18 protein-coding genes and 1 riboswitch are annotated in these 20,005 nt (G+C 54.6%); of the genes, 17 read left to right on the plus strand and 1 reads right to left on the minus strand.

Going from position 1 to position 20,005, the window contains the following annotated elements:
• Positions 1 to 76 precede the first annotated feature (76 nt).
• The gene (locus tag FD19_RS01560; protein ID WP_056968959.1) at positions 77 to 922 is read left to right on the plus strand and encodes a hypothetical protein; all 846 of its coding nucleotides are present in this window, start codon (positions 77 to 79) and stop codon (positions 920 to 922) included.
• A 90-nt stretch (positions 923 to 1,012) separates the two neighbouring features.
• On the opposite strand, the gene FD19_RS01565 is transcribed toward FD19_RS01560, so the two are convergent.
• The gene (locus FD19_RS01565) at positions 1,013 to 1,207 is read right to left on the minus strand and encodes a YjzD family protein (protein WP_054749371.1); all 195 of its coding nucleotides are present in this window, start codon (positions 1,205 to 1,207) and stop codon (positions 1,013 to 1,015) included.
• A 194-nt stretch (positions 1,208 to 1,401) separates the two neighbouring features.
• On the opposite strand from FD19_RS01565, the gene FD19_RS01570 reads away from it, so the two are divergent.
• The 16 genes from FD19_RS01570 to der all read left to right on the plus strand — a co-directional run bounded on the left by FD19_RS01570 (position 1,402) and on the right by der (position 19,874).
• Positions 1,402 to 4,707, plus strand: a complete 3,306-nt coding sequence (locus FD19_RS01570; RefSeq protein WP_056968960.1) for a DNA polymerase III subunit alpha — start codon at positions 1,402 to 1,404, stop codon at positions 4,705 to 4,707.
• Between the two features lie 113 nt (positions 4,708 to 4,820).
• Positions 4,821 to 5,780 carry a 6-phosphofructokinase gene (pfkA, locus tag FD19_RS01575; RefSeq protein ID WP_054749374.1) on the plus strand — a complete coding sequence of 320 codons (960 nt, stop codon included), beginning with the start codon at positions 4,821 to 4,823 and terminating at the stop codon, positions 5,778 to 5,780.
• Positions 5,781 to 5,841: 61 nt separating this feature from the next.
• On the plus strand, positions 5,842 to 7,608 hold the full coding sequence (gene pyk, locus FD19_RS01580; protein WP_056968961.1) for a pyruvate kinase: 1,767 nt from the start codon (positions 5,842 to 5,844) through the stop codon (positions 7,606 to 7,608).
• 264 nt (positions 7,609 to 7,872) lie between these two features.
• A complete protein-coding gene (locus FD19_RS01585) occupies positions 7,873 to 8,754 on the plus strand; it encodes a S1-like domain-containing RNA-binding protein (RefSeq protein ID WP_054749375.1) in 882 nt (293 codons plus the stop codon).
• A 6-nt stretch (positions 8,755 to 8,760) separates the two neighbouring features.
• Positions 8,761 to 9,642: a site-specific tyrosine recombinase XerD gene (xerD, locus tag FD19_RS01590; RefSeq protein WP_054749376.1), complete on the plus strand. Its 882-nt coding sequence runs from the start codon at positions 8,761 to 8,763 to the stop codon at positions 9,640 to 9,642.
• A 31-nt stretch (positions 9,643 to 9,673) separates the two neighbouring features.
• Positions 9,674 to 10,036: a hypothetical protein gene (locus FD19_RS01595; RefSeq protein ID WP_056968962.1), complete on the plus strand. Its 363-nt coding sequence runs from the start codon at positions 9,674 to 9,676 to the stop codon at positions 10,034 to 10,036.
• Positions 10,037 to 10,039: 3 nt separating this feature from the next.
• Positions 10,040 to 10,768, plus strand: coding sequence for a segregation and condensation protein A (locus FD19_RS01600; RefSeq protein WP_056968963.1), 729 nt, complete (start codon positions 10,040 to 10,042; stop codon positions 10,766 to 10,768).
• Positions 10,769 to 10,770: 2 nt separating this feature from the next.
• On the plus strand, positions 10,771 to 11,376 hold the full coding sequence (gene scpB, locus FD19_RS01605) for an SMC-Scp complex subunit ScpB (RefSeq protein WP_156321810.1): 606 nt from the start codon (positions 10,771 to 10,773) through the stop codon (positions 11,374 to 11,376).
• Complete coding sequence (locus tag FD19_RS01610; RefSeq protein WP_056968964.1) at positions 11,377 to 12,099, plus strand: pseudouridine synthase; 723 nt, start codon at positions 11,377 to 11,379, stop codon at positions 12,097 to 12,099.
• 52 nt (positions 12,100 to 12,151) lie between these two features.
• Positions 12,152 to 12,277: riboswitch (FMN riboswitch) on the plus strand.
• A 104-nt stretch (positions 12,278 to 12,381) separates the two neighbouring features.
• Positions 12,382 to 12,972 carry an ECF transporter S component gene (locus FD19_RS01615; protein WP_054749378.1) on the plus strand — a complete coding sequence of 197 codons (591 nt, stop codon included), beginning with the start codon at positions 12,382 to 12,384 and terminating at the stop codon, positions 12,970 to 12,972.
• A 204-nt stretch (positions 12,973 to 13,176) separates the two neighbouring features.
• Positions 13,177 to 14,175, plus strand: a complete 999-nt coding sequence (locus tag FD19_RS09530; RefSeq protein ID WP_082619489.1) for a helix-turn-helix domain-containing protein — start codon at positions 13,177 to 13,179, stop codon at positions 14,173 to 14,175.
• Positions 14,165 to 15,619, plus strand: coding sequence for a RecQ family ATP-dependent DNA helicase (locus tag FD19_RS01620; RefSeq protein WP_056968965.1), 1,455 nt, complete (start codon positions 14,165 to 14,167; stop codon positions 15,617 to 15,619). Before FD19_RS09530 ends, FD19_RS01620 begins: the two co-directional genes overlap by 11 nt.
• A 48-nt stretch (positions 15,620 to 15,667) precedes the next feature.
• Positions 15,668 to 16,324, plus strand: coding sequence for a LysM peptidoglycan-binding domain-containing protein (locus FD19_RS01625; protein WP_056968966.1), 657 nt, complete (start codon positions 15,668 to 15,670; stop codon positions 16,322 to 16,324).
• A gap of 93 nt (positions 16,325 to 16,417) precedes the next feature.
• Entirely contained in the window at positions 16,418 to 17,113 is a 696-nt protein-coding gene (gene cmk / locus FD19_RS01630) for a (d)CMP kinase (protein WP_054749380.1), read from the plus strand.
• A 99-nt stretch (positions 17,114 to 17,212) separates the two neighbouring features.
• Positions 17,213 to 18,496, plus strand: coding sequence for a 30S ribosomal protein S1 (gene rpsA / locus FD19_RS01635; RefSeq protein WP_056968967.1), 1,284 nt, complete (start codon positions 17,213 to 17,215; stop codon positions 18,494 to 18,496).
• Positions 18,497 to 18,566: 70 nt separating this feature from the next.
• On the plus strand, positions 18,567 to 19,874 hold the full coding sequence (der, locus tag FD19_RS01640; protein ID WP_054749381.1) for a ribosome biogenesis GTPase Der: 1,308 nt from the start codon (positions 18,567 to 18,569) through the stop codon (positions 19,872 to 19,874).
• The last annotated feature ends 131 nt before the right edge of the window (positions 19,875 to 20,005 follow it).

Genomic DNA, 20,005 nt, shown 5'->3' on the forward strand with positions numbered 1-20,005 from the left:
CACATTACACTTGTCGTGGGTGTTGAGGTGGGGTACATTAAGGTGCGTAACTTTTTAATAAAGGATGATTTCACTCATGAAAAAAATATTAACCGCAATTAGCGCCCTGGCCTTGAGCATGGTGCTGGTTGCTTGCGGAAATAAGTTGACCACCACCAAAAGCACGTACCACCAGAGTGGCATGGTCGCAGTCATTAAGGGTGAGGCTAGCAGCAAGCACATTCACTACCGTGCAGCTAACCAGCAGGGCACCAAGAAGGTTAACAGCGGTACCTTTGCCTTTTCCGTTCCCATCACCGCCAGCAAGCAGCGCGTGCGCATTACGGCGGGCGACCTGAAGCGGACCGTTACGGTCACGGCCGCGACGCCACTGGCTGATTACCAGCAGGCGGCCAATAAGTATAACATGGCGGTGGCCTTGAGCAGTTTGACCACGGCCCAGCAGAAGCAGGTGACCAGTTTTAAGGCACCAACCAAAGCCAGCCTAGCCACGATGACGCCAGCTGAGCAGGCCAGCACGATGCAGGCGGCCGCTACGGTCAAGGCCCTGATGACGAAGGCCACCAACGCGACTAAGTCACAGCAGCTGCCTAGTCACGTGAGCGACGGCGTGCACCAAGTCATGAAACACGGTGTGGTGCGCGTCCGGGCCAACGTAGATGGTAAGCACCTGATGGGTTACACCATGATCATTCCCGTTAAGGCGATGAAGAACAAGGCTGACGCTAAGCAATTTGGGACAACGTTGGCCCTGCTGGGGACATCAGCTGGTGCCAACGCCAAAACGGTGATGAAAAAGTTTGCCAAGGAAACTAAGGACCAGAGGGATAGTCAAACGACGATGAAGACGATCAAGAGTAACGGCGTGAAGTTTAACGTCGGGTTCTCGACGAGCGATATCTACGTATATATCACTAAATAGACTATGAAAAAAAGCGACTCAGTGATGAGCCGCTTTTTTGGTGTTTCAGGGTAAATTAAAACCGGCTCACGGCCGGTTGGTCAGCACGCATTACTTAGTCGTACTCTTACTGGTGCCCGAAAAATGTTCCATTAATGGTGGCAGGAAGACCAACAACACGACAAACACGGCACTGATAATCAGTGACTGGACGGGCTGGAAAGTCGAACTCGTCAATGAGGCGGCTAAAAACCCGGTGATTTCACCGTAAATCACGCCCCAGAAAATGGCTGTTACAAAGCGCATGTCAATCCCTCTTTTCTAACTGTCGCTATCTTAACGCACTGCGTCTGGTCGTTGCAAGCACAACTTTGAAAATGGGGTGTGAAAGTCGACCTTTGTCATGAGTCTTGTTAATAATCGTTAGCTAGGGCCACCATTTAACCCAGCGTAGTGCAGGCCAGCGTGGGGTTCGTTATAATGATGGTTGAGGTGGCAACATGGAGTTTGTACAACTACAAGTGGTGTCGAGCGGTAGTATCTTGCAGAGCCCGACCAGCGTCCAGGCGTATATTTCAGCAGCAACCGCGCGGGGTTATCACGCGTTGGCGATCACCGACGTCAACGTGGTGTATAATCTGGTGCCGTTTTATGATGCCGCCAAAAAGGGGGGGCTCAAACCGCTTTTAGGTATGACACTACGGTTAGGGGATGGGACTGATTGTATCTTGCTGATCCATTCCCAGGCGGGGTACGCCCAACTCATGCGGCTCAGTAGCCAGGTCATGACGAACCAAGTCGCTGGTATTGACGATATTGGTGACCTGAACGGTTTAGTGGCCGTGACGACCGCCACGGGGCGCATGATGGCCGCGTTAACTGCCGGTGATGGTAACACCGCTTGGAACGTCGTCAGTGCGCTACAAAGCCACCATCCTGACCAGGTATTTGTCGGCATTCCGGCGTCCGCTTTGGCTTCCGACCTGCCCGCCTTTGCGCGGGTGCACCACCTGACCGCTGTGGCTCTGGGTGACGTCCGCTACCGCGATCCTGATGATGCCTTGGCGGCCCGGGTCTTGCAGGCAATTGGTGCCGGTGAGCGAGTGGACCTGCAGGCCGACGGTGGTCCGGGTGCGTACGACCTGCCCGAGATGAATGCGGCGGCCGCACCATTTGTTGCCGCAGACATGGCGTCACTGGTTGCGACCACGGTGGCACTAGCGGGAGAGTGCACGGTAGATATTCCCGTCGTGCGCACTCAGTTGCCAGCTTTTCCGGACACGGATGGGTTACCGGCGGGTGAATACTTGGCGCGCCTAGCGTGGACCGGATTGCAAAGTCGTTTGCAGGTCAGCAGTCGGGATGATATTCCTGGTGACTACCAGGAGCGCATGCACCACGAATTGGCCGTGATTGGCTCGATGGGGTTCGATGATTATTTTCTGATTGTGGGAGACATTGTTCAGGAGGCTCACCGGCGGGGCATTTTGACCGGCCCAGGGCGTGGGTCCGCCGCCGGGTCCTTGGTCGCCTTTGCCTTGGGCATCACCACCGTGGATCCGCTGCATTACCACTTACTGTTTGAACGGTTTCTGAACCCGAACCGGGGCCAAATGCCCGATATTGACTTGGACATCCAGGATGATCGGCGTGACGAAATGATTGATTACGTCCGGACGCGGTACGGCACTGACCACTTTGCCCAAATTATGGCGTTGGGGACACTGGGGCCTAAGCAGGCCATTCGAGACGTCGGACGCGTGCTCGGGCGACTCCAACACGAAGTGGATGCTATTGCGGGTGCAGTACCTAGTGGTGCCGAGACCATTGACGCCGCGCTCCAAGGTTCCCAGCAACTTGCCAACATGCGGGCGGATAGTGCGACGGTGGCGACCACGTTGAACCTGGCTAGTCGTCTGACGGGGATTCCCAGGAACGTTACGACCCACGCGGCCGGCGTAGTGCTGTCCCGGCCGCCGCTGGTGGAGACCATTGCTGTGCAGACGTTGCCAACGGGCTCGGGTGAGCAGACACAGGGTACCAAAGAGGTGGTCGAACGCCTGGGACTGTTAAAAATCGACCTACTGGGTCTGCGTACGTTGGGGTTATTGGCGCAGATTTTGTTGTACGTGCGGCGTCAAGCCGGCGACGACTTTGACCCAGAGCAGATTCCCCTCGATGATCCCGACACACTGAAATTATTCCAGGAGGGTGATACTCTCGGCGTCTTTCAGTTTGAAAGTGCGCCGATGCGGCGCGTGCTTCGGCAAGTGCGGCCCCGCGGCTTTGAAGACGTGGTCGCCACGACGGCTTTGTACCGGCCGGGACCAATGGAGTACATCAACGACTTTGCGGCCCGCATGCACGGGGAACAGCCGGTAACTTACGTAACGCCACTGCTCGCGCCAATTTTGGATGCCACTTATGGCATCATCGTCTACCAAGAGCAAGTTATGCAGGTGGCCAGCGCTATTGGCGGTTTTGATATGGCGGCCGCCGACGATTTACGGCGGGCGATGAGTAAGAAAAATAAAGCAAAAATCGATGCTGGGCGTACCCGGTTTATTCAGGGAGCGGAGGCGCACGGGCTGAGCGCGGACGACGCCACTGCGGTGTACGCCGACATTGAGCGTTTTGCCGGTTACGGCTTCAATCGCAGTCACGCGGTGGCGTATGGTAAGCTGGCTTTTTGGTTGGCCTACCTCAAAGTGCATTACCCCGCAGCATTTTACACGGCGCAATGTAACCGTAATTTGGGTAATACTACCAAGTTGCGGACGCTGATCAACGCGGCGCGGCATGCTGGGGTCACCGTACTGGGCCCAGATGTCAACTGGTCTGGACGGGGGTTCCACCTGAACCGCAAAGGGGCGATTCGGGTGGGCCTCAGCAACGTCCGTGGGTTGCGCCGTGACTTTGTGGCGGCCCTAGTTGACGAGCGGCAGGCGCACGGCCAGTTCCAGTCATATGCAGACTTGCTACTACGCCTACCCGCGCAGTGGCTTGACGCCAAAGTGCTTGCGCCGTTGATTCAGGTGGGAGCGTTGGACCGGCTGGTAACTAACCGGGCCGTGGCCTTGGCCGAGCTGGAGGGCGTCCTGACCGCGGTAGACTTGGCCGCGGGGGATGCGGACCTGCTCAAAAACTTATGGCCTAAGCCGGTGGCGGTAACGCCCAGCACGACCGCCGAGGATGATGCAATGGCCGCTAGCGTTTTGGGTTACTACCTGAACGGCCATCCTACCAGCCAGTACGCTGATGTGGTTGCGGGTACTCATGCGGTTGCGCTGAACCAAGTGGGCATCGGGCGTAACGTGGCCGTGGTGGTGCTAATCACGGCTGTGCGGCAAATCAAAACCAAACAAGGGTTGACGATGGCTTTTTTGACCGTCGAGGACGGCACCGGGAGTGCGGACGTGACCGTCTTTCCGCGCACTTACCAGGAGTCGCAGCCACTGACCACTAACGCGGTGTACTTGTTACGGGGCAAAGGTGAGCGGCGTGAGCGCGACGACGGACCCGCCATCATTGCCAATTCGCTCACTCCGATTGCTGCGGCGCGGGCTGCCTTACCCCAAATTGTGTTTCTGAACCTTGGACAGCAACCGGACGTCGCGTTGCGTGCGGAGGTGGCGGAAATCATCGCCACTCACCGCGGACCTAGTCCAGTGGTGCTCGTAGCTGATGGACACCGGCTGCCAACTAAACGGCCCCAATCATTAGCGGTTACGGCTGCCGTGCTAGACCAATTGCGGACTGTTCTGGGTACGGATGCGGTGGTCACCCGACCGTTACGACAAAAGTAAGATTCTCTTGAGAAAAGTGTCGGTTGCTGGCGACTTTATTTCTGAAAAGTGGTAGACTGATTTTGTTTGGGGTTGAGGTTTTTGACCCACAGAAATTCACGTGAGGTGGAAAGATGAAACGCATTGGTATTATGACCAGCGGTGGGGATGCTCCGGGCATGAACGCCGCGGTGCGTGCCGTAACGCGTAAGGCTGAGCACGAAGGCCTAGAAGCATACGGCATTAACTACGGTTTTGCCGGCCTGCTGGCTGGTGATATCTTCCGGATCGATTCCCGCACGGCTGATGACATTATCAACCGTGGTGGGACCATCCTTTATTCTGCACGGTTCCCTGAATTTGCTCAGGAACCCGTGCAGTTAAAGGGTGTGGAGCAACTCAAGAAGTTTGGTATTGACGCAATCGTTGTTATCGGTGGTGATGGTTCCTACCATGGTGCACTGCGCCTGAACGAGCATGGTTTCAACGCCATGGGTCTGCCGGGGACAATCGATAACGATATTCCGTACACGGACTTCACGATTGGTTTCGATTCTGCTTTGAACACTGCTGTCCACGCGATGGACAACCTGCGCGATACGGCTGCTAGCCACGAACGGACCTTCGTCGTGGAAGTGATGGGTCGTAATGCTGGTGACATCGCTATGTGGGCAGCGGTTGCGAGTGCCGCGGAGGACGTGATCATTCCTGAAAAGGATTTTGATGTCGCTGAAGTGGCCGCTAAGCTCAAGAGTAGTCGTGCCCGCGGCCAGAAGCACGCCATTATCGTGCTGGCTGAAGGCGTCATGACCGCTGCTGAGTTTGCCGACAAGTTGAAGCCATATGGAGACTTCCAGCTACGCGCCACGACCATTGGTCATGTGCAGCGTGGTGGGAGCCCAACTGCCTTTGACCGGGTATTGGCTTCGCGGATGGGTAGCTACGCCGTTGAACTCCTGATGGAGGGCAAGGGTGGCCTGGCCATCGGTATTCAGAACAACAAGCTGGTTACCCACAACATGCTTGATTTGTTCGACGCTAAGCACGAGCCCGAAATGGACGTTTACAAGGTTGCAAAAGAGCTCGCGTTTTAGTTAACTTAATTCTGGTAACACTGTTTAAAAACATTTTTGCAAAAAAGGAGATTTTTCATTTATGAAAAAGACCAAGATCGTCAGCACGCTTGGACCTGCTAGCAACACGACCGATATCATCGTTAAGTTGATTGAGGCTGGTGCCAACGTTTTCCGCTTCAACTTCTCTCATGGTGACCACGAAGAACACCTGGCCCGCATGAACATGGTTCACGAAGCCGAGAAGATTACTGGTAAGACCGTTGGTATCATGCTTGATACTAAGGGTGCCGAAATCCGTACGACCGTTCAGAACACGCCTAATGGCAAGATTGAATTCCACACCGGTGATGTGGTTCGTATCTCCATGGATGCATCTCTGGAAGGTACTAAGGACAAGATTGCCGTTACTTACCCTGGTCTGTACGATGACACCCATGTTGGTGGCCACGTGCTTTTTGACGATGGTTTGATCGACGTTCTGATTACCGAAAAGGATGACGAACACCGTGAACTGGTTACCAAGGTTCAGAACGATGGTGTCTTGGGTGGCCGCAAGGGTGTTAACGCCCCTGGTGTTGCTATCAACCTGCCTGGTATCACTGAAAAGGATGCCAGCGACATTCGCTTTGGTTTGGACAACGGTATCAGCTTCATCGCTGCTTCCTTCGTTCGTAAGCCACAGGATGTTCTGGACATTCGTGAACTGCTTGAAGAAAAGCACCAGGAACAGGTTCAGATCTTCCCTAAGATCGAATCCCAGGAAGGTATCAACAACATTGATGACATCCTGAAGGTTTCCGATGGTCTGATGGTTGCCCGTGGTGACATGGGTGTCGAAATTCCATTCGAACACGTGCCATTAGTGCAGAAGTCTTTGATCAAGAAGTGCAACGCCTTGGGCAAGCCCGTTATCACTGCTACCCAGATGCTGGACTCCATGCAGGAAAACCCTCGTCCAACGCGTGCCGAAGTTAACGACGTTGCTAACGCCGTCTTCGATGGTACTGACGCAACGATGCTTTCCGGTGAATCCGCTAACGGTGATTACCCCGTTGAATCCGTTGCCGCAATGGCCCGGATCGACGAGTACACTGAAAAGGCCATGGTTGACCAGGATGCTTACGCTTTGAAGCAGTACTCCAACCAGTCCGTCACGGAATCTGTTGGCCAGGCAGTGGCTCACACCGCTCGTAACTTGGGCGTTAAGACCATTGTTGCCGCTACTAACTCCGGTTACACGGCTCGTATGATCAGCAAGTACCGTCCAAAGGCTGACATCTTGGCTTTGACCTTCAGCGAAAAGACCCAGCGTGGTTTGATGATCAACTGGGGTGTTGTCCCAGAAATCATCGAGAAGCCATCTTCTACTGACGACATGTTCGATGTTGCCACGAAGAAGGCCCAGGAATTGGGCTTCGCTGAAGAAGGTGACCTGATCCTGATCACTGCCGGTGTGCCAGTTGGTGAAACTGGTACGACCAACGTTATGAAGGTTCAGCTGATTGGTTCTAAGCTGACCCAGGGTTCTGGCGTTGGTGACCAGACTACTGTTGGTAAGGCTGTTGTTGCTACGACTGCAAGCGAAGCTGTTTCGAAGATGCAGAAGGGTGACATCCTGGTTACTAAGACGACCGACAAGGACTACCTGCCAGCAATCGAAAAGGCTGCTGCCGTGGTTGTTGAAGCCGGTGGTTTGACTAGTCACGCTGCCGTTGTGGGTATCGCTATGGGTATCCCAGTGGTTGTTGGCGCCGATGACGCAACGACTGTCATCAACGATGGTCAGGTCATCACCGTTGATTCCCGTCGTGGTATCGTCTACAAGGGTGCTACGAACGCCATCTAATGGTGTAACCATCAAATAATGTTTTCAAACTCGAGGGGTGTGACACACTTGGTGTGTTGCACCCCTTTGGGTTATACATAGGCAGTTCTGGGGTAGCGGGTGAGTCCCCAGGATGGCCATTACCCCTTTCCGGTGCGTTGACATGGTCAATGGCTGGCAGGGGTGGTAAACTAACAATTAAGAAAGCCTTACGACGCACGCATCCTGCAGTGCGTCGGGGCAACCAAGGGTGGCCGTAAGCCCTGGCCAAATAAGGAGAAAATAATGGATTTTAACGGACAGACAGTTACTGGTAAAGTGACGGATAGCAATGACGAGTACGTGTATGTGCAGTATCAGGGCATCACGATGGCGGTGGCGCGCGATGAGTTTACTGACGTGCCCACGCTGGGGAGTGATGTGACTGGCTTTGCCTACGAAAACGAGCATCGCGATCCCCGGATGACCACCAAGCCGTTGGCTATCAGTGAGTCGGAGTATGCTTTTTGCCCCGTCGTGCAGGTGCGGCGGGATCTGGGAGTGTTTGTGGATGTCGGTTTACCGGACAAGGACGTGGTGGTCAGTTTGGACGACCTCCCGTTGGAGAACCGCTTGTGGCCAGCCCGTGGCGATAAGTTAATGGTCCGGTTGGAACTGGACAAAAAGCACCGTATGTGGGGCAAGCTGGCTTCACCGGACTTCTTCCCGCAGTTGGCACACATTGCCCATGATGACATGAAGAATAAAGACGTTACCGCCACCGTTTACCGCTTGAAGTTGGCGGGCACGTTGGTGTTCACTGATGACCATTATTTGGGTTTTATCCATCCGAGTGAACGTGATGCGGAACCGCGCTTGGGCCAGGTACTGCACGCGCGCGTAATCGGTATCCGCCAGGATGGCGGTTTGAACCTCTCATTGCGTCCACGGGCGTACGAAGCCATCGATGATGATGCGGCGATGCTGCTGGCGGTCCTGCAACACAGTCATGATGGACGGTTGGCACTGACTGATAAGAGTGATCCGGCGGTCATTCGTCAGCATCTCGACATCAGTAAGGGGGCGTTCAAGCGGGCTTTGGGACACCTGTTAAAGGTTCGCCGCGTGCGCGAAACGGATGGTTACGTGGAACTACTACCACATGACGACACGGCCACCAAGGAGTGATGCGTCATGGATGATTTGATTACCGACTTTTTACACTACCTGGCCGTGGAACGTGGCTTGGCGGACAATACCCGCATCAGTTACGGCAATGACTTACACCGGTACGCCACGTGGTTAACCCAACAGCACATCACCACCGTGCCGGAAGAACGGACCACGGTGGTGGCGTTCCTGACGTCAGAAGCCGAAACGCTCGCTGCGACCAGTATGGCGCGCGAACAATCAGCGCTGCGCAAGTTTTACCGGTTCTTGGGGCGCCAGGGCGTCGTGACTAACGACCCCATGGACTTGATCGATGCCCCCAAGCCGGGCCGGCACCTACCGACCGTCCTGAGCATGGCGGAAATTGACCAACTGATGGCCGCTCCTGACGTGGACAAACCGCTGGGGTTGCGTGACCGCGCCATCTTTGAGGTGATGTATGCGACCGGGATGCGGGTGTCAGAAGTGGTCAACCTGAGCATGAACCAGTTACACTTGGACATGCACCTGATCCAGGTTATCGGCAAGGGCGATAAAGAGCGGTTAGTGCCCATCAGTGAGCAAGCCGCTACCTGGTTGCGGCGTTACCTCGAGGACAGCCGACCGCAATTACTTCGTCGGACCGATCCCCACGTCGTCTTCCTTAACTTTCATGGTCGTCAACTCACACGCCAGGGAATTTGGAAGAACCTGAAGGCGTACATTGTTGATTTGGGGATCGACAAAGACGTGACGCCACACACATTACGCCATAGCTTTGCGACTAATTTGCTTGCGAATGGCGCCGATTTACGGGTGGTCCAAGAAATTTTGGGTCATGCCGACATTAGTACCACGCAGTTATACACGCACTTGTCGAACGGCCGGCTGGCGGAGGTCTATCACGCCACCCATCCGCGCGGCTAACGGCGGATAACAGTAAGGTTTAGGTGAAATTATGTTAGTAAAGTATAAACGCGACTACCAAAAAATTGCGATGGGTTTCTTGTCGTTTGAACCTGACTTGAAGGTCCTGAGCAATTTGCAGGCCGAATTGAAGTTATTCGCTGAGGATGCGGGGCACCAATTGTACCTGTACAAAGACGCGGATGATGATTTTTCTGGTGTGGTGGGGATCGAAGATGGTGATGGCTACGTGTTGGTCCGCCACCTGCAGTTAGCCCCGGCTTTGCGGAATCAGGAGACCATCAACACAGTGTTGGATGAACTGGCCGCCCTCGTGGGGGCGCGCCGCATCATGGGCTCTCTAGAGACTACGCCGCTCATTATGCGGTGGGAGGAGCACAGAAGGGAACAATAGCGCATGGCGTTAACGATTGTATTGAAGGATTTTGCGGGGCCACTTGATTTATTGTGGCACCTCATTAAGCAAGACAAACTGGATATTTACGATATTCCCATCGCCCAAATTACCGGTCAGTATTTGGAGTACCTGCAGGCCATGCAGGATAATGCCCTGGATATTGCTGGTGATTATTTTGTGATGGCCGCCAGTTTGATGGCCCTCAAGAGTCGGATGTTGTTGCCCGAACCGGAGCCAGAGCCTGGTGACGACATGGTCGTTGACGATCCGCGCACGGAGTTGGTTGAGCAACTGCTTAATTATCAGGTTTATCAAGAAGCTGCGGGCCAGTTGCGTGATTTGGAAGTTGAGCGGAGTGCCTCGTTTGCCAAACCCGCTTCCTTACCCCCAGCCGACGTGACGGCCCCACTTGCGCCCGGTGCGGTCAAGCTGATTGACTTTCAGCGCGCCGTGGCGGCGGTCGTCCAGCGGGTGCAACGGCAGGCTACTGCCGTGCGCCACATTGAAGCGGAGGCCAGTGCGACCATTGAGGAGACTATCGCGGCGATGAATAATCAGCTGCAAGAACTTGGTGATTGTGAGTTTACCCGGTTGATCGATGGTCATAACGTGGCTGCGGTGATTACGAGCTTTTTAGCCTTACTAGAAATGATGAAAACGGACACGATTATTTGTACGCAAGCCGGGCCCACGGAGCCCATTCACGTGTACTTGAAGGGGGCGGCATAAGCTTGCTGGGAGTAATAGAGGCAGTATTGTATGCTGCTGGTGAAGACGGAGTGGACCTACACACCTTGGCCGAGATTCTTGGTGTCAGTGTGGCGGCCACGCGGCAGCAGGTGGCCACGTTGGCTGACCAGATGGCGGCCGATGAGCAGCGAGGGTTGTTCATCCAGCAGTCGGGAGAGCGGTTTTACATGCTGACGAAGCCCGCGACGGCCTCGGCCCTCAAGAAGTACTTTCAGGGTCCGCCAGCAACTGGCCTGTCAAAAGCCGCGCTGGAGTGTCTGGCAATCATTGCTTACCAGCAGCCGGTCACACGGATCGATATTGATGAGGTCCGCGGGGTGCAGAGCTCGGGTTCGTTACAAACGCTGGTGACCCGGCAGCTTATTGCTGAAGCGGGGCGCAAAGATGCACCGGGGCGGCCGATCATGTACCGGACCACGGACGTGTTCCTGGACTACTTTGGGTTACGCAGCCTGGATGATTTGCCGCCATTACCAACGACGGGGACACCGGATCCAGAAACGTTGGACTTGTTTGGACGCGAAGATATTGATGGTGAGCCTACCAGTGTGACTAGTACGGACGGTACGCCCACGGAGGAGAAGTAAATGGCTGAACGACTACAAAAAGTGATTGCCCATGCAGGGGTCGCTTCCCGGCGCCATGCTGAGGAGCTAATTACCACGGGTCACGTAACGGTCAACGGACAGGTGGTTACCACGTTGGGCACCAAGGTGGATACCGGCGACCAGGTGGCCGTCAACGGCGTGCCGTTAAGCAAGGAGAAACTGCAGTACTTTCTCCTGTACAAGCCGCGTGGAGTAATCACTGCGGTGACAGACAACAAGGGGCGCAAAGTTGTGACGGACTTCTTTGAGGATGTGCGTGAACGGGTCTACCCGGTCGGGCGCTTAGACTACGACACTTCGGGCGCGCTGATCATGACCAACGACGGTGATTTTGCCAATTTGATGATGCACCCGCGCTACCACATCGATAAGCGTTACGTGGCCAAAGTGGAGGGAATTCCAACTAACCTGCAGTTGCAACCGCTACGTGAAGGCGTGACGGTGGACGGGCGTAAATTGGCGCCGGCGAAGGTCAAAATTTTGTCCCGCGATAACGGCGGTAAACGGACCGCCATTGTGGAGTTAACGATTCACCAGGGGTTAAACCACCAGGTGAAGAAGATGCTGAAGCAGGTTGGTTTCCCCGTCATTAAATTGGCGCGTGAAGCCTTTGGCCCGTTAACGTTGGCGGGCATGTCAGCAGGCGATTACCGCAAGTTGACCCACCAAGAAGTGGCCAAACTGAAAGAGTTAGCTAAATAGGCTTGTAATTATATTGCGACATGTTACTATTAATTGGTAATTAAATAAACTGGTTCGTCTTCAGGGCAGGGTGCAATTCCCGACCGGCGGTAATAGCCCGCTACTCGTCACGGTTGTGGCGACCGACTTGGTGTGATTCCAAGGCCGATAGTGAAAGTCTAGATGGAAGAAGATGGGACTCTTTTTGCTGTCCTGACAAAAAGACCCGTCATCCTTGTGATGGCGGTTTTTCTTTGTCAGCATGGCGGTCTCTCCGGGGCGAACCGCCTGGAGGTTTTTCTGATGAATAATGTTGCCAGTACCCGTATTCACCGGATGGCGGGTATCGCCATCCTGTCGGCGTTTGGGTTCGTATTAATGAACTTTGCGGTGCCGATCATCCCGGCCTTTCCGTTCCTGAAGCTGGATGGTAGCGATGTGCCGGTACTAATTGGTGCCTTGCTGTATGGGCCGGTTGGTGGTGTAGGCGTGGCGTTCATTCGTAGTTTGGTGCACTTCGTCCTGACCGGCGGTGGCGCGGTCAACTTGGTGGGCGACGTGGCGGCGTTCCTCGCTAGCTGTGCGCTGGTTATTCCGGTGGGATTGACGGTGCGCAAGCAGTTTTCGTGGCGGCGCCTCGTGACTGGTTTGGTCCTGGGAGTCGTGTTGCTGACCGTGGTGATGTCGATCATGAATTACTTTGTGCTCATTCCGGTCTACATGGCGGTATTGAACTTCAAGCTGGGGGTGTCCCTGGCGCAGTACATTGTCATTGGGGTGGTACCGTTTAACCTGATCAAAGGGGTGCTGTTGGCAGTGATTACCGCTGTCGTGGCGCGGCCGTTGAACGGTTGGATTCAGCATAATCGCCATGATTCGACGGTAGTACGATAGTTTACTAGTTTTAAAAATTTCGGAATAGCAAGACAAGGCCGCTACTGAGCGGCTTTTTTAATTGCTTGGCGGGGTGAAAAACCATTGTCGTGATACTGATGGTTTGCAGTCGGTAGTGGCAATTTAGTGTGTTACTCAGACGACGGTTCTACCGAAGCTACCTGGATTTACGGTATACTGGGTGCTAGGAGGGAGGCTACCGGCATGCTGAATGACTACTTGATCCAGTTTTTTGATCACCATGCGCGTCGGCCCTTGTCAGTCCTGAGTTTATTGACGGGGAAGAAGACGATTTCGACGTTGTACGCGGCTCTGGTCAGCAACCAATTGCAGTGGTTAAACCTGATGCCCACGTTACGACGGGACGACTTTTTACGCTCCGTGGCGCGGTTGCAGGCGGCTGGATGGCTGCGGGCAGTCGGCCCCGATGTGGAGATAACGGTAACGGGCGCGCGGCAGCAGGTGGCCAGTGCGCACCACCACCCCTTGCCGAGCCACTACGATTTTCGGCTAAATGTCACCGAGTTTGCTGACCGGCTTTTCTTGGCCGTACAGGTGGTTTCGGAGGCCAGCTTCGACAATAATACATACGTGCCCGTCAGTTCCGAGTGGTCCGTGCAGCGGGCCATCAAGCGGTGGTACCGCCAGTATGGCCACGATTATCAGGCGGTGGTGACGGAGTTGACCGACGCTTTCGCCGCCATGGCGCCGGCGCAAGCTGACTTTTTGGCTGCCCGGTTAGTAGGTCACGACTTTGCGGGGAGTGCTGAATTAACGAGTGATGAATGGGGGTGGCAGTTACTAGATGCTGTGGGCACCCTGATTCACGTGCTACACCGTCAGCCAGATCACTTTCCTTTGTTAACTGCATTGTGGGGCGGGCCCATTAATCCGCTCCCGGCACTAGGTCAAAAGAGTTTGGAATTAGTCAACCAAGGGCTGGATATTCCCACGGTCGCCCGCCGGTTGCGGCGCAAGGACAGTACCATTAATGAACATATTCAGGCGGCTGCCATTTGGGGACTACCCGTGAATACGCACGTGTTACTGCCGGAGGCGTTGGCCCAACAATTGGTGTCTGCCTGGGCTGGCGGTGCGCACGATTACCGGCAACTGCAAGCGCTGGTCCCAGACGCGTCATTTCTACAAGTTCGGTTAGCGCAGGTCGCTTGTGTACGGAGGGAGCAGGGTCATGGTGATTGACGAGCAACAAATTAATGCAGCGTTACAGCAGCTCGGCTTTGCTACATTTCGTCCGGGTCAGCGTGAAATTATTACAAACGTTTTGGCGGGGCACAACGTTTTGGGTGTGTTGCCCACGGGTAGTGGCAAAACGTTGTGTTACCAACTGCCGGGCCGGCTGCTTGGTGGTCTGACGATTGTCGTCGAGTCGTTGCTGGCGTTAATGCGTGACCAAGTCGCCCGGCTACAGGCGGCGGGTGAGCGCCGCGTGGTAGCATTAAACTCGACGCTGGATTCCCGAGACTTTAACGAGATACTCCGTGATTTAGACCGGTTCCGCTTCTTATTTATTGCACCCGAGATGTTGCAACGTCCTGACGTCGTGCAACGGTTACGTAACCTGGCTGTGAGTTTGTTTGTGGTCGATGAGGCGCACTGTATCTCCCAGTGGGGCCCGGATTTTCGCCCGGCCTACTTGCGTTTAGGTGACGTGATCGCGCGGGTGCAGCCCGCTGCGGTCTTGGCGCTGACAGCTACGGCCCCACGGCAGGTGCAGGCGGACATTTTGGCCCAGTTACGGATTCCAAACGCGCGGACCTACATTGGTTCGGTGAACCGGCCCAACCTATTCTTAGGGGTCGAGCAAGTCTTGCGGCCACAAGCAAAGGTGGCCCGGTTAATTGAGCTGCTGGATGCGGTCCACGGCCCTACTTTGGTCTACTGCGGTACCAAACGGCAGACGGAGGAACTAGCCGCGCAGATCACCAAGACGACCGGTTACCACGCGGCGTTCTACCATGCCGGGCTGGATGCTCACAGCCGGACGTTGCGTGAACGGCAATTCATTCAGGGTGATTTGGACGTGTTATGCGCCACCAGTGCTTTTGGTATGGGGGTCGATAAACCTAACGTGCGGTTAGTTGTACACATGTTCGTGCCGGAATCTCTGGAGGACTATTCGCAGGCCATTGGCCGTGCGGGCCGGGATGGCCGACGCAGCGTGACGGAATTGCTACTGACACCTGCGGACCTGGCGACGGCACGGCAGCACGTTGAGGCTATGCCCGACCGGGACACCATTGCCAGTGTGTACGCGCACCCGCAGGCCTTCATGAGGATGGACGACGCGCAGGTCCAGTTGATTTTGTCTTATCAGCACCTCGGCTTTACGGCTGAGCAAGTGTGGGCGCAGCTACAGGCCCGCAAAACGGAAAGCGTGGCTGGGTTTAGCGCTATGATTGCGTTTATTGATGACCAGCACTGTCACCGTAGCGTGTGGTTACGGCACTTTGATAGCCCCAGCGTTGCGCACGATGACGAGTGGTGTTGTGGGTCCGTCACGCCGGCAGTGATTGACGCGATGGGCCAGGCACCTGTAACTGCGTCCTTATCGCGGCCTGCACCGCAGGGATGGCGGGCAGTATTTAGTGAGATTTTTAACGTTGAGTCCCAGGCGCAAGAATAAACTGTGGTAAAATGACAATAGCAGTAAGAGAAAGAGGAGGCGGTGACCGTGGCCCAGACACCCAAGGATAAGCACGATAACCAGCAAAACCAACCCCAAGAACCATGGAACACCAAGTTTGACGACGATTTAGACGACGAGGGTAACTACTCACGGGTAAAAAAACGCCGTCGTAGTCATGGTAACTCCGTCTTGACGTGGTCAATCACGGTGGGTTTGATTGTTATTCTACTGGTGCCGATCATTTGGATGGCGGTCGATAAGCGGATGCAAAATTCGGCGGATTCGCAGGACTCGACTAGTTTGTCCGTATCGTCGAGTACCAAGGCGCGCAGTCGGAGTGAAGCCAAGGCCGCGAGTTCGTCCCGGGCGAGCAGCCAGGCAGCCGCTAAGAAGAGCAGTAGTGCCAAGCAGGCGAGCATAGCTAAAGCGCGGTCGGCCAAGTCCAGTAGTAAAGCTGCCGCGGCAAGTAGCCGGGCAGCTACCAGTGCCTCTAGTACTAGTACCGCGCAGAGTAGCAGTAGTAGTGCTAGTTCGAGTTCCAGCAGTTCTAGCAGCGCGGCGGGTACTTATACCGTTCAGGCTGGCGATAACCTTTACCGCATTGCCACCAACCACGGCATGACGTTGTCGCAGATTCAGGCGTTGAACGGCATGGGTTCTAGTACCTCCGTCACGCCGGGTCAGGTGCTGAAAGTCAAGTAGTCAAATCAATGAGTGGCGTTGCTGGGCTGTGGCCGTGTGCCCCGGCCCATTTCTATGGGTATTTTTTAACTTTAAAGGAGAATGTAAGTACAAATGCAGATTGCAATCGACGGTCCGGCAAGTGCCGGCAAGAGCACCATCGCGAAGTTAGTGGCGACCAAGCTAGGCTATATTTATTGTGACACGGGGGCGATGTACCGCACGGTTACGCTGATGGCTTTGCGTAACGGCATCGATGTCCACGATGCTGCAGCGATTACGGCGCGCTTACCGCAGTTACGGATCGACTTTAAGCCAACTGCCACCGGTCAGCAGGTCTTGATGAATGGTGAGGACGTTTCGCTGGCCATTCGCCAAGAAGATGTGACTAATAACGCTAGCGCCGTGGCCGCAATTCCGGCAGTGCGGGCGGACCTGACACAACGCCAACGGGATATTGCCGCTGCGGGCAACATCGTCATGGATGGCCGGGATATCGGGACGACGGTGCTACCGCACGCAGAACTCAAAGTGTTCATGGTCGCGAGCGTGGCTGAACGGGCGCGTCGACGCTTTCTGGACAACCAGGCTAAGGGGATTGACGTGCCAGTGTCAGTGCTTGAAGAAGAAATTGCGGCTCGGGATCACAAGGACTCAACCCGGGCAACGTCACCGTTGAAGCAGGCTGAGGATGCGGTACGTATCGACACGACCCACATGTCGATTGACGCGGTGGTAGCCGAAATATTGCGCTTACATGATGAACGCTTGGGGCAAAAAGCCGGTGAACAGTCCGGGTCCCCAAAATAAATTACAATAATTAAAAAACTATCCCTGAAAAGTTGGCAAAAGTGCTGCGTATCATGTATACTGGCATTTGATGATAGTCGTTAAGGAGGATTTTTTGGCATGAGTGAAAACAGCGTAAACCCAGAAACCATGGCGGACGCTCTGAACAGCGTTCAAACGGTCAATGTTGGTGATACCGTTAAGGGTGAAGTTCTGGCAATTGAGGACAAGCAGTTAACGGTGGGCATCCAAGGTACCGGCGTGGAAGGGGTTGTGCCACTTAAAGAATTAAGTACCCAGCCAATCGAAGATATCCACGATGTTGCCAAGGTCGGCGACGTGATGGATCTGGTTATTATTAGCAAGATTGGTAAGGATAAGGAAAACGGGCAGTTCCTGCTTTCCAAGCGCCGCCTCGAATCGAAGAAGGTTTGGGACGAATTGAAGGCCAAGTCGGACGCCGGCGAGACCATTACTGCACCTGTCACCTCTGTAGTTAAGGGTGGCTTGGTTGTTAACGCAGGTGTGCGTGGCTTTGTACCAGCATCGATGGTTGCTGATCACTTTGTCGAAGACCTCAAGCAGTACCAAGGTCAGGAACTGGAGTTCAAGATCATTGAGATCGAACCACTGGACAACCGCTTGATCTTGTCGCACCGTGCCGTTTTGGAAGCGCAGAAGGCCGAAGCCCGCAAGGAAATCTTTGCGAAGATTCAGCCTGGTGATGTGCTTGACGGTAAGGTTGCACGTTTGACTAACTTTGGTGCCTTTGTTGACTTGGGCGGGGTCGATGGTCTGGTTCACGTTTCGCAGATTTCCTTTGACCACGTTGACAAGCCTAGTGATGTGCTGAAGGTCGGTCAGGACGTTAAGGTTAAGGTATTGAACCTGGATCCAGATCGCAATCGGATCAGCCTGTCCATCAAGGCCACGTTGCCTGAACCATGGGATGGTATTGAAGAAAAGGCTCCAGTTGATTCTGTATTGACTGGTACTGTGCGTCGTCTGACTAACTTTGGTGCCTTCGTTGAAGTATTCCCTGGTGTTGAGGGTCTAGTTCACATTTCCCAGATTTCTCACGAACACATCGGTACTCCAGCTGACGTGCTAAAGGAAGGCCAAGAAGTGCAGGTCAAGGTACTTTCTGTTGACCCATCCGCACACCGTCTGGGCTTGTCCATCAAGGCCCTGACTGAAGCCCCAGAAGGTGCTCACGAAGAGGAGCGTGGTAACAACCGTCCTCGTCGTAACAACAACGGTGGCAACAACCGCGGTCGTCGTGGCGGTAATGGTGGTCGGACGAACATTCCGGCTGAATACCAGCAGGATGACTCTGGCTTCTCCCTGGGTGACATCTTAGGTGATGCTCTTAAGGATGCTGGTAAGGACAACGACAACAAGTAGTCTTAACTAGGTTATTAGTGATACGTAAACGTTGGGCCAACGGCTCAGCGTTTTTTGATAGGAGGACAACATGAGTATTCCCACACTAGCAATTGTTGGGCGCCCCAACGTGGGTAAATCAACGATTTTTAATCGCATCGTGGGTACCAGGCAGGCCATTGTTGAGGATACCCCTGGTGTCACGCGTGACCGGCTATACGGGCGCGCAACGTGGTTGACCCGGGAGTTTGCCGTCATCGACACCGGTGGGATCGACATGGGCGATGAGCCGCTGGTGCAGCAGATTACCCAGCAGGCGGAGATTGCCATTGATGAAGCTGACGTTATTCTGTTCCTGGTGAACGTTGAGAACGGGGTTACGGACGCTGATGAGCGTGTGGCGCAGATTTTGTACCGTGCGGATAAACCGGTGGTGCTGGCCGTGAACAAAGTCGATAACGCCGAACGGCGCAATGACATCTTCGATTTCTACAGCTTGGGGTTTGGTGAGCCACTACCGCTGTCGGGAACCCACGGGTTGGGCCTGGGTGACGTTTTGGATGCCGTCATGAAAGCCTTCCCTGAGGATCAGGCAGAGGCTGAGGATGATAGTATCAAGTTTTCATTGATTGGGCGGCCGAACGTCGGCAAATCTTCCCTGGTCAACGCTATTTTGGGCGAAAACCGGGTGATTGTTTCCAATATTGAGGGAACCACGCGGGATGCCATTGACACCCACTTTGAAGCGCTAGGTAATGAGTTTACGATGATTGACACTGCGGGTCTGCGTAAACGGGGCAAAGTGTACGAAAACACCGAAAAGTACGCCGTTTTGCGGGCTATGCGGGCCATCGACCGGTCGGACGTGGTCCTGATGGTGCTCAACGCCGAAGAGGGCATTCGCGAACAGGACAAGCGGGTCGCGGGATATGCCCACGAAGCTGGCCGCGGGATCGTCATCGTGGTGAACAAGTGGGACACACTGGACAAGGATCAGCACACCATGCAGGACTTTGAGAATCATGTGCGTGATCAGTTCCAGTACCTGGATTATGCGCCCATCGTGTTTGTGTCCGCCAAGACCAAGCAGCGGCTGGACCAACTGCCGCGCTTGATTATGCAGGTCGCAGAAAACCAGTCGCGGCGGATCCAAAGTAGTGTGCTGAACGATGTGCTCGATGAAGCCATTACGGTCACGCCGACCCCAACCATTAACGGGAAACGGCTGCGGATCTACTACATGACTCAGGTGGCCATCAAGCCGCCAACATTTATCGTCTTTGTCAATGACGTGGACCTGCTTCATTTTTCCTATCAGCGGTTTATCATTAACCGGCTACGGGAGACCTTCGATTTCGACGGGACGCCAATTCATTTAATTGCCCGGAGACGGCAATAACACCGGGTTGACGGCGGTAGTCGCGATATTGTGAAAAATTTTATGACCAGCGTGTTAAATATACTGATTTTTTGGCTAAAAACACGAAAACGCTTGGCATAAAGCCTTTTCCATGCTATATTTACGTGTGA

The sequence above is a fragment of the Lacticaseibacillus thailandensis DSM 22698 = JCM 13996 genome (assembly GCF_001436135.1).
GTDB lineage: Bacteria > Bacillota > Bacilli > Lactobacillales > Lactobacillaceae > Lacticaseibacillus > Lacticaseibacillus thailandensis.

Coding starts and splice junctions, on each gene's coding strand:
- FD19_RS01560 (WP_056968959.1), top strand. CDS start 77: ATGAAAAAAATATTAACCGCAATTAGCGCCCTGGCCTTGAGCATGGTG.
- FD19_RS01565 (WP_054749371.1), bottom strand. CDS start 1,207: ATGCGCTTTGTAACAGCCATTTTCTGGGGCGTGATTTACGGTGAAATC.
- FD19_RS01570 (WP_056968960.1), top strand. CDS start 1,402: ATGGAGTTTGTACAACTACAAGTGGTGTCGAGCGGTAGTATCTTGCAG.
- pfkA (WP_054749374.1), top strand. CDS start 4,821: ATGAAACGCATTGGTATTATGACCAGCGGTGGGGATGCTCCGGGCATG.
- pyk (WP_056968961.1), top strand. CDS start 5,842: ATGAAAAAGACCAAGATCGTCAGCACGCTTGGACCTGCTAGCAACACG.
- FD19_RS01585 (WP_054749375.1), top strand. CDS start 7,873: ATGGATTTTAACGGACAGACAGTTACTGGTAAAGTGACGGATAGCAAT.
- xerD (WP_054749376.1), top strand. CDS start 8,761: ATGGATGATTTGATTACCGACTTTTTACACTACCTGGCCGTGGAACGT.
- FD19_RS01595 (WP_056968962.1), top strand. CDS start 9,674: ATGTTAGTAAAGTATAAACGCGACTACCAAAAAATTGCGATGGGTTTC.
- FD19_RS01600 (WP_056968963.1), top strand. CDS start 10,040: ATGGCGTTAACGATTGTATTGAAGGATTTTGCGGGGCCACTTGATTTA.
- FD19_RS01610 (WP_056968964.1), top strand. CDS start 11,377: ATGGCTGAACGACTACAAAAAGTGATTGCCCATGCAGGGGTCGCTTCC.
- FD19_RS01615 (WP_054749378.1), top strand. CDS start 12,382: ATGAATAATGTTGCCAGTACCCGTATTCACCGGATGGCGGGTATCGCC.
- FD19_RS09530 (WP_082619489.1), top strand. CDS start 13,177: ATGCTGAATGACTACTTGATCCAGTTTTTTGATCACCATGCGCGTCGG.
- FD19_RS01620 (WP_056968965.1), top strand. CDS start 14,165: ATGGTGATTGACGAGCAACAAATTAATGCAGCGTTACAGCAGCTCGGC.
- cmk (WP_054749380.1), top strand. CDS start 16,418: ATGCAGATTGCAATCGACGGTCCGGCAAGTGCCGGCAAGAGCACCATC.
- rpsA (WP_056968967.1), top strand. CDS start 17,213: ATGAGTGAAAACAGCGTAAACCCAGAAACCATGGCGGACGCTCTGAAC.
- der (WP_054749381.1), top strand. CDS start 18,567: ATGAGTATTCCCACACTAGCAATTGTTGGGCGCCCCAACGTGGGTAAA.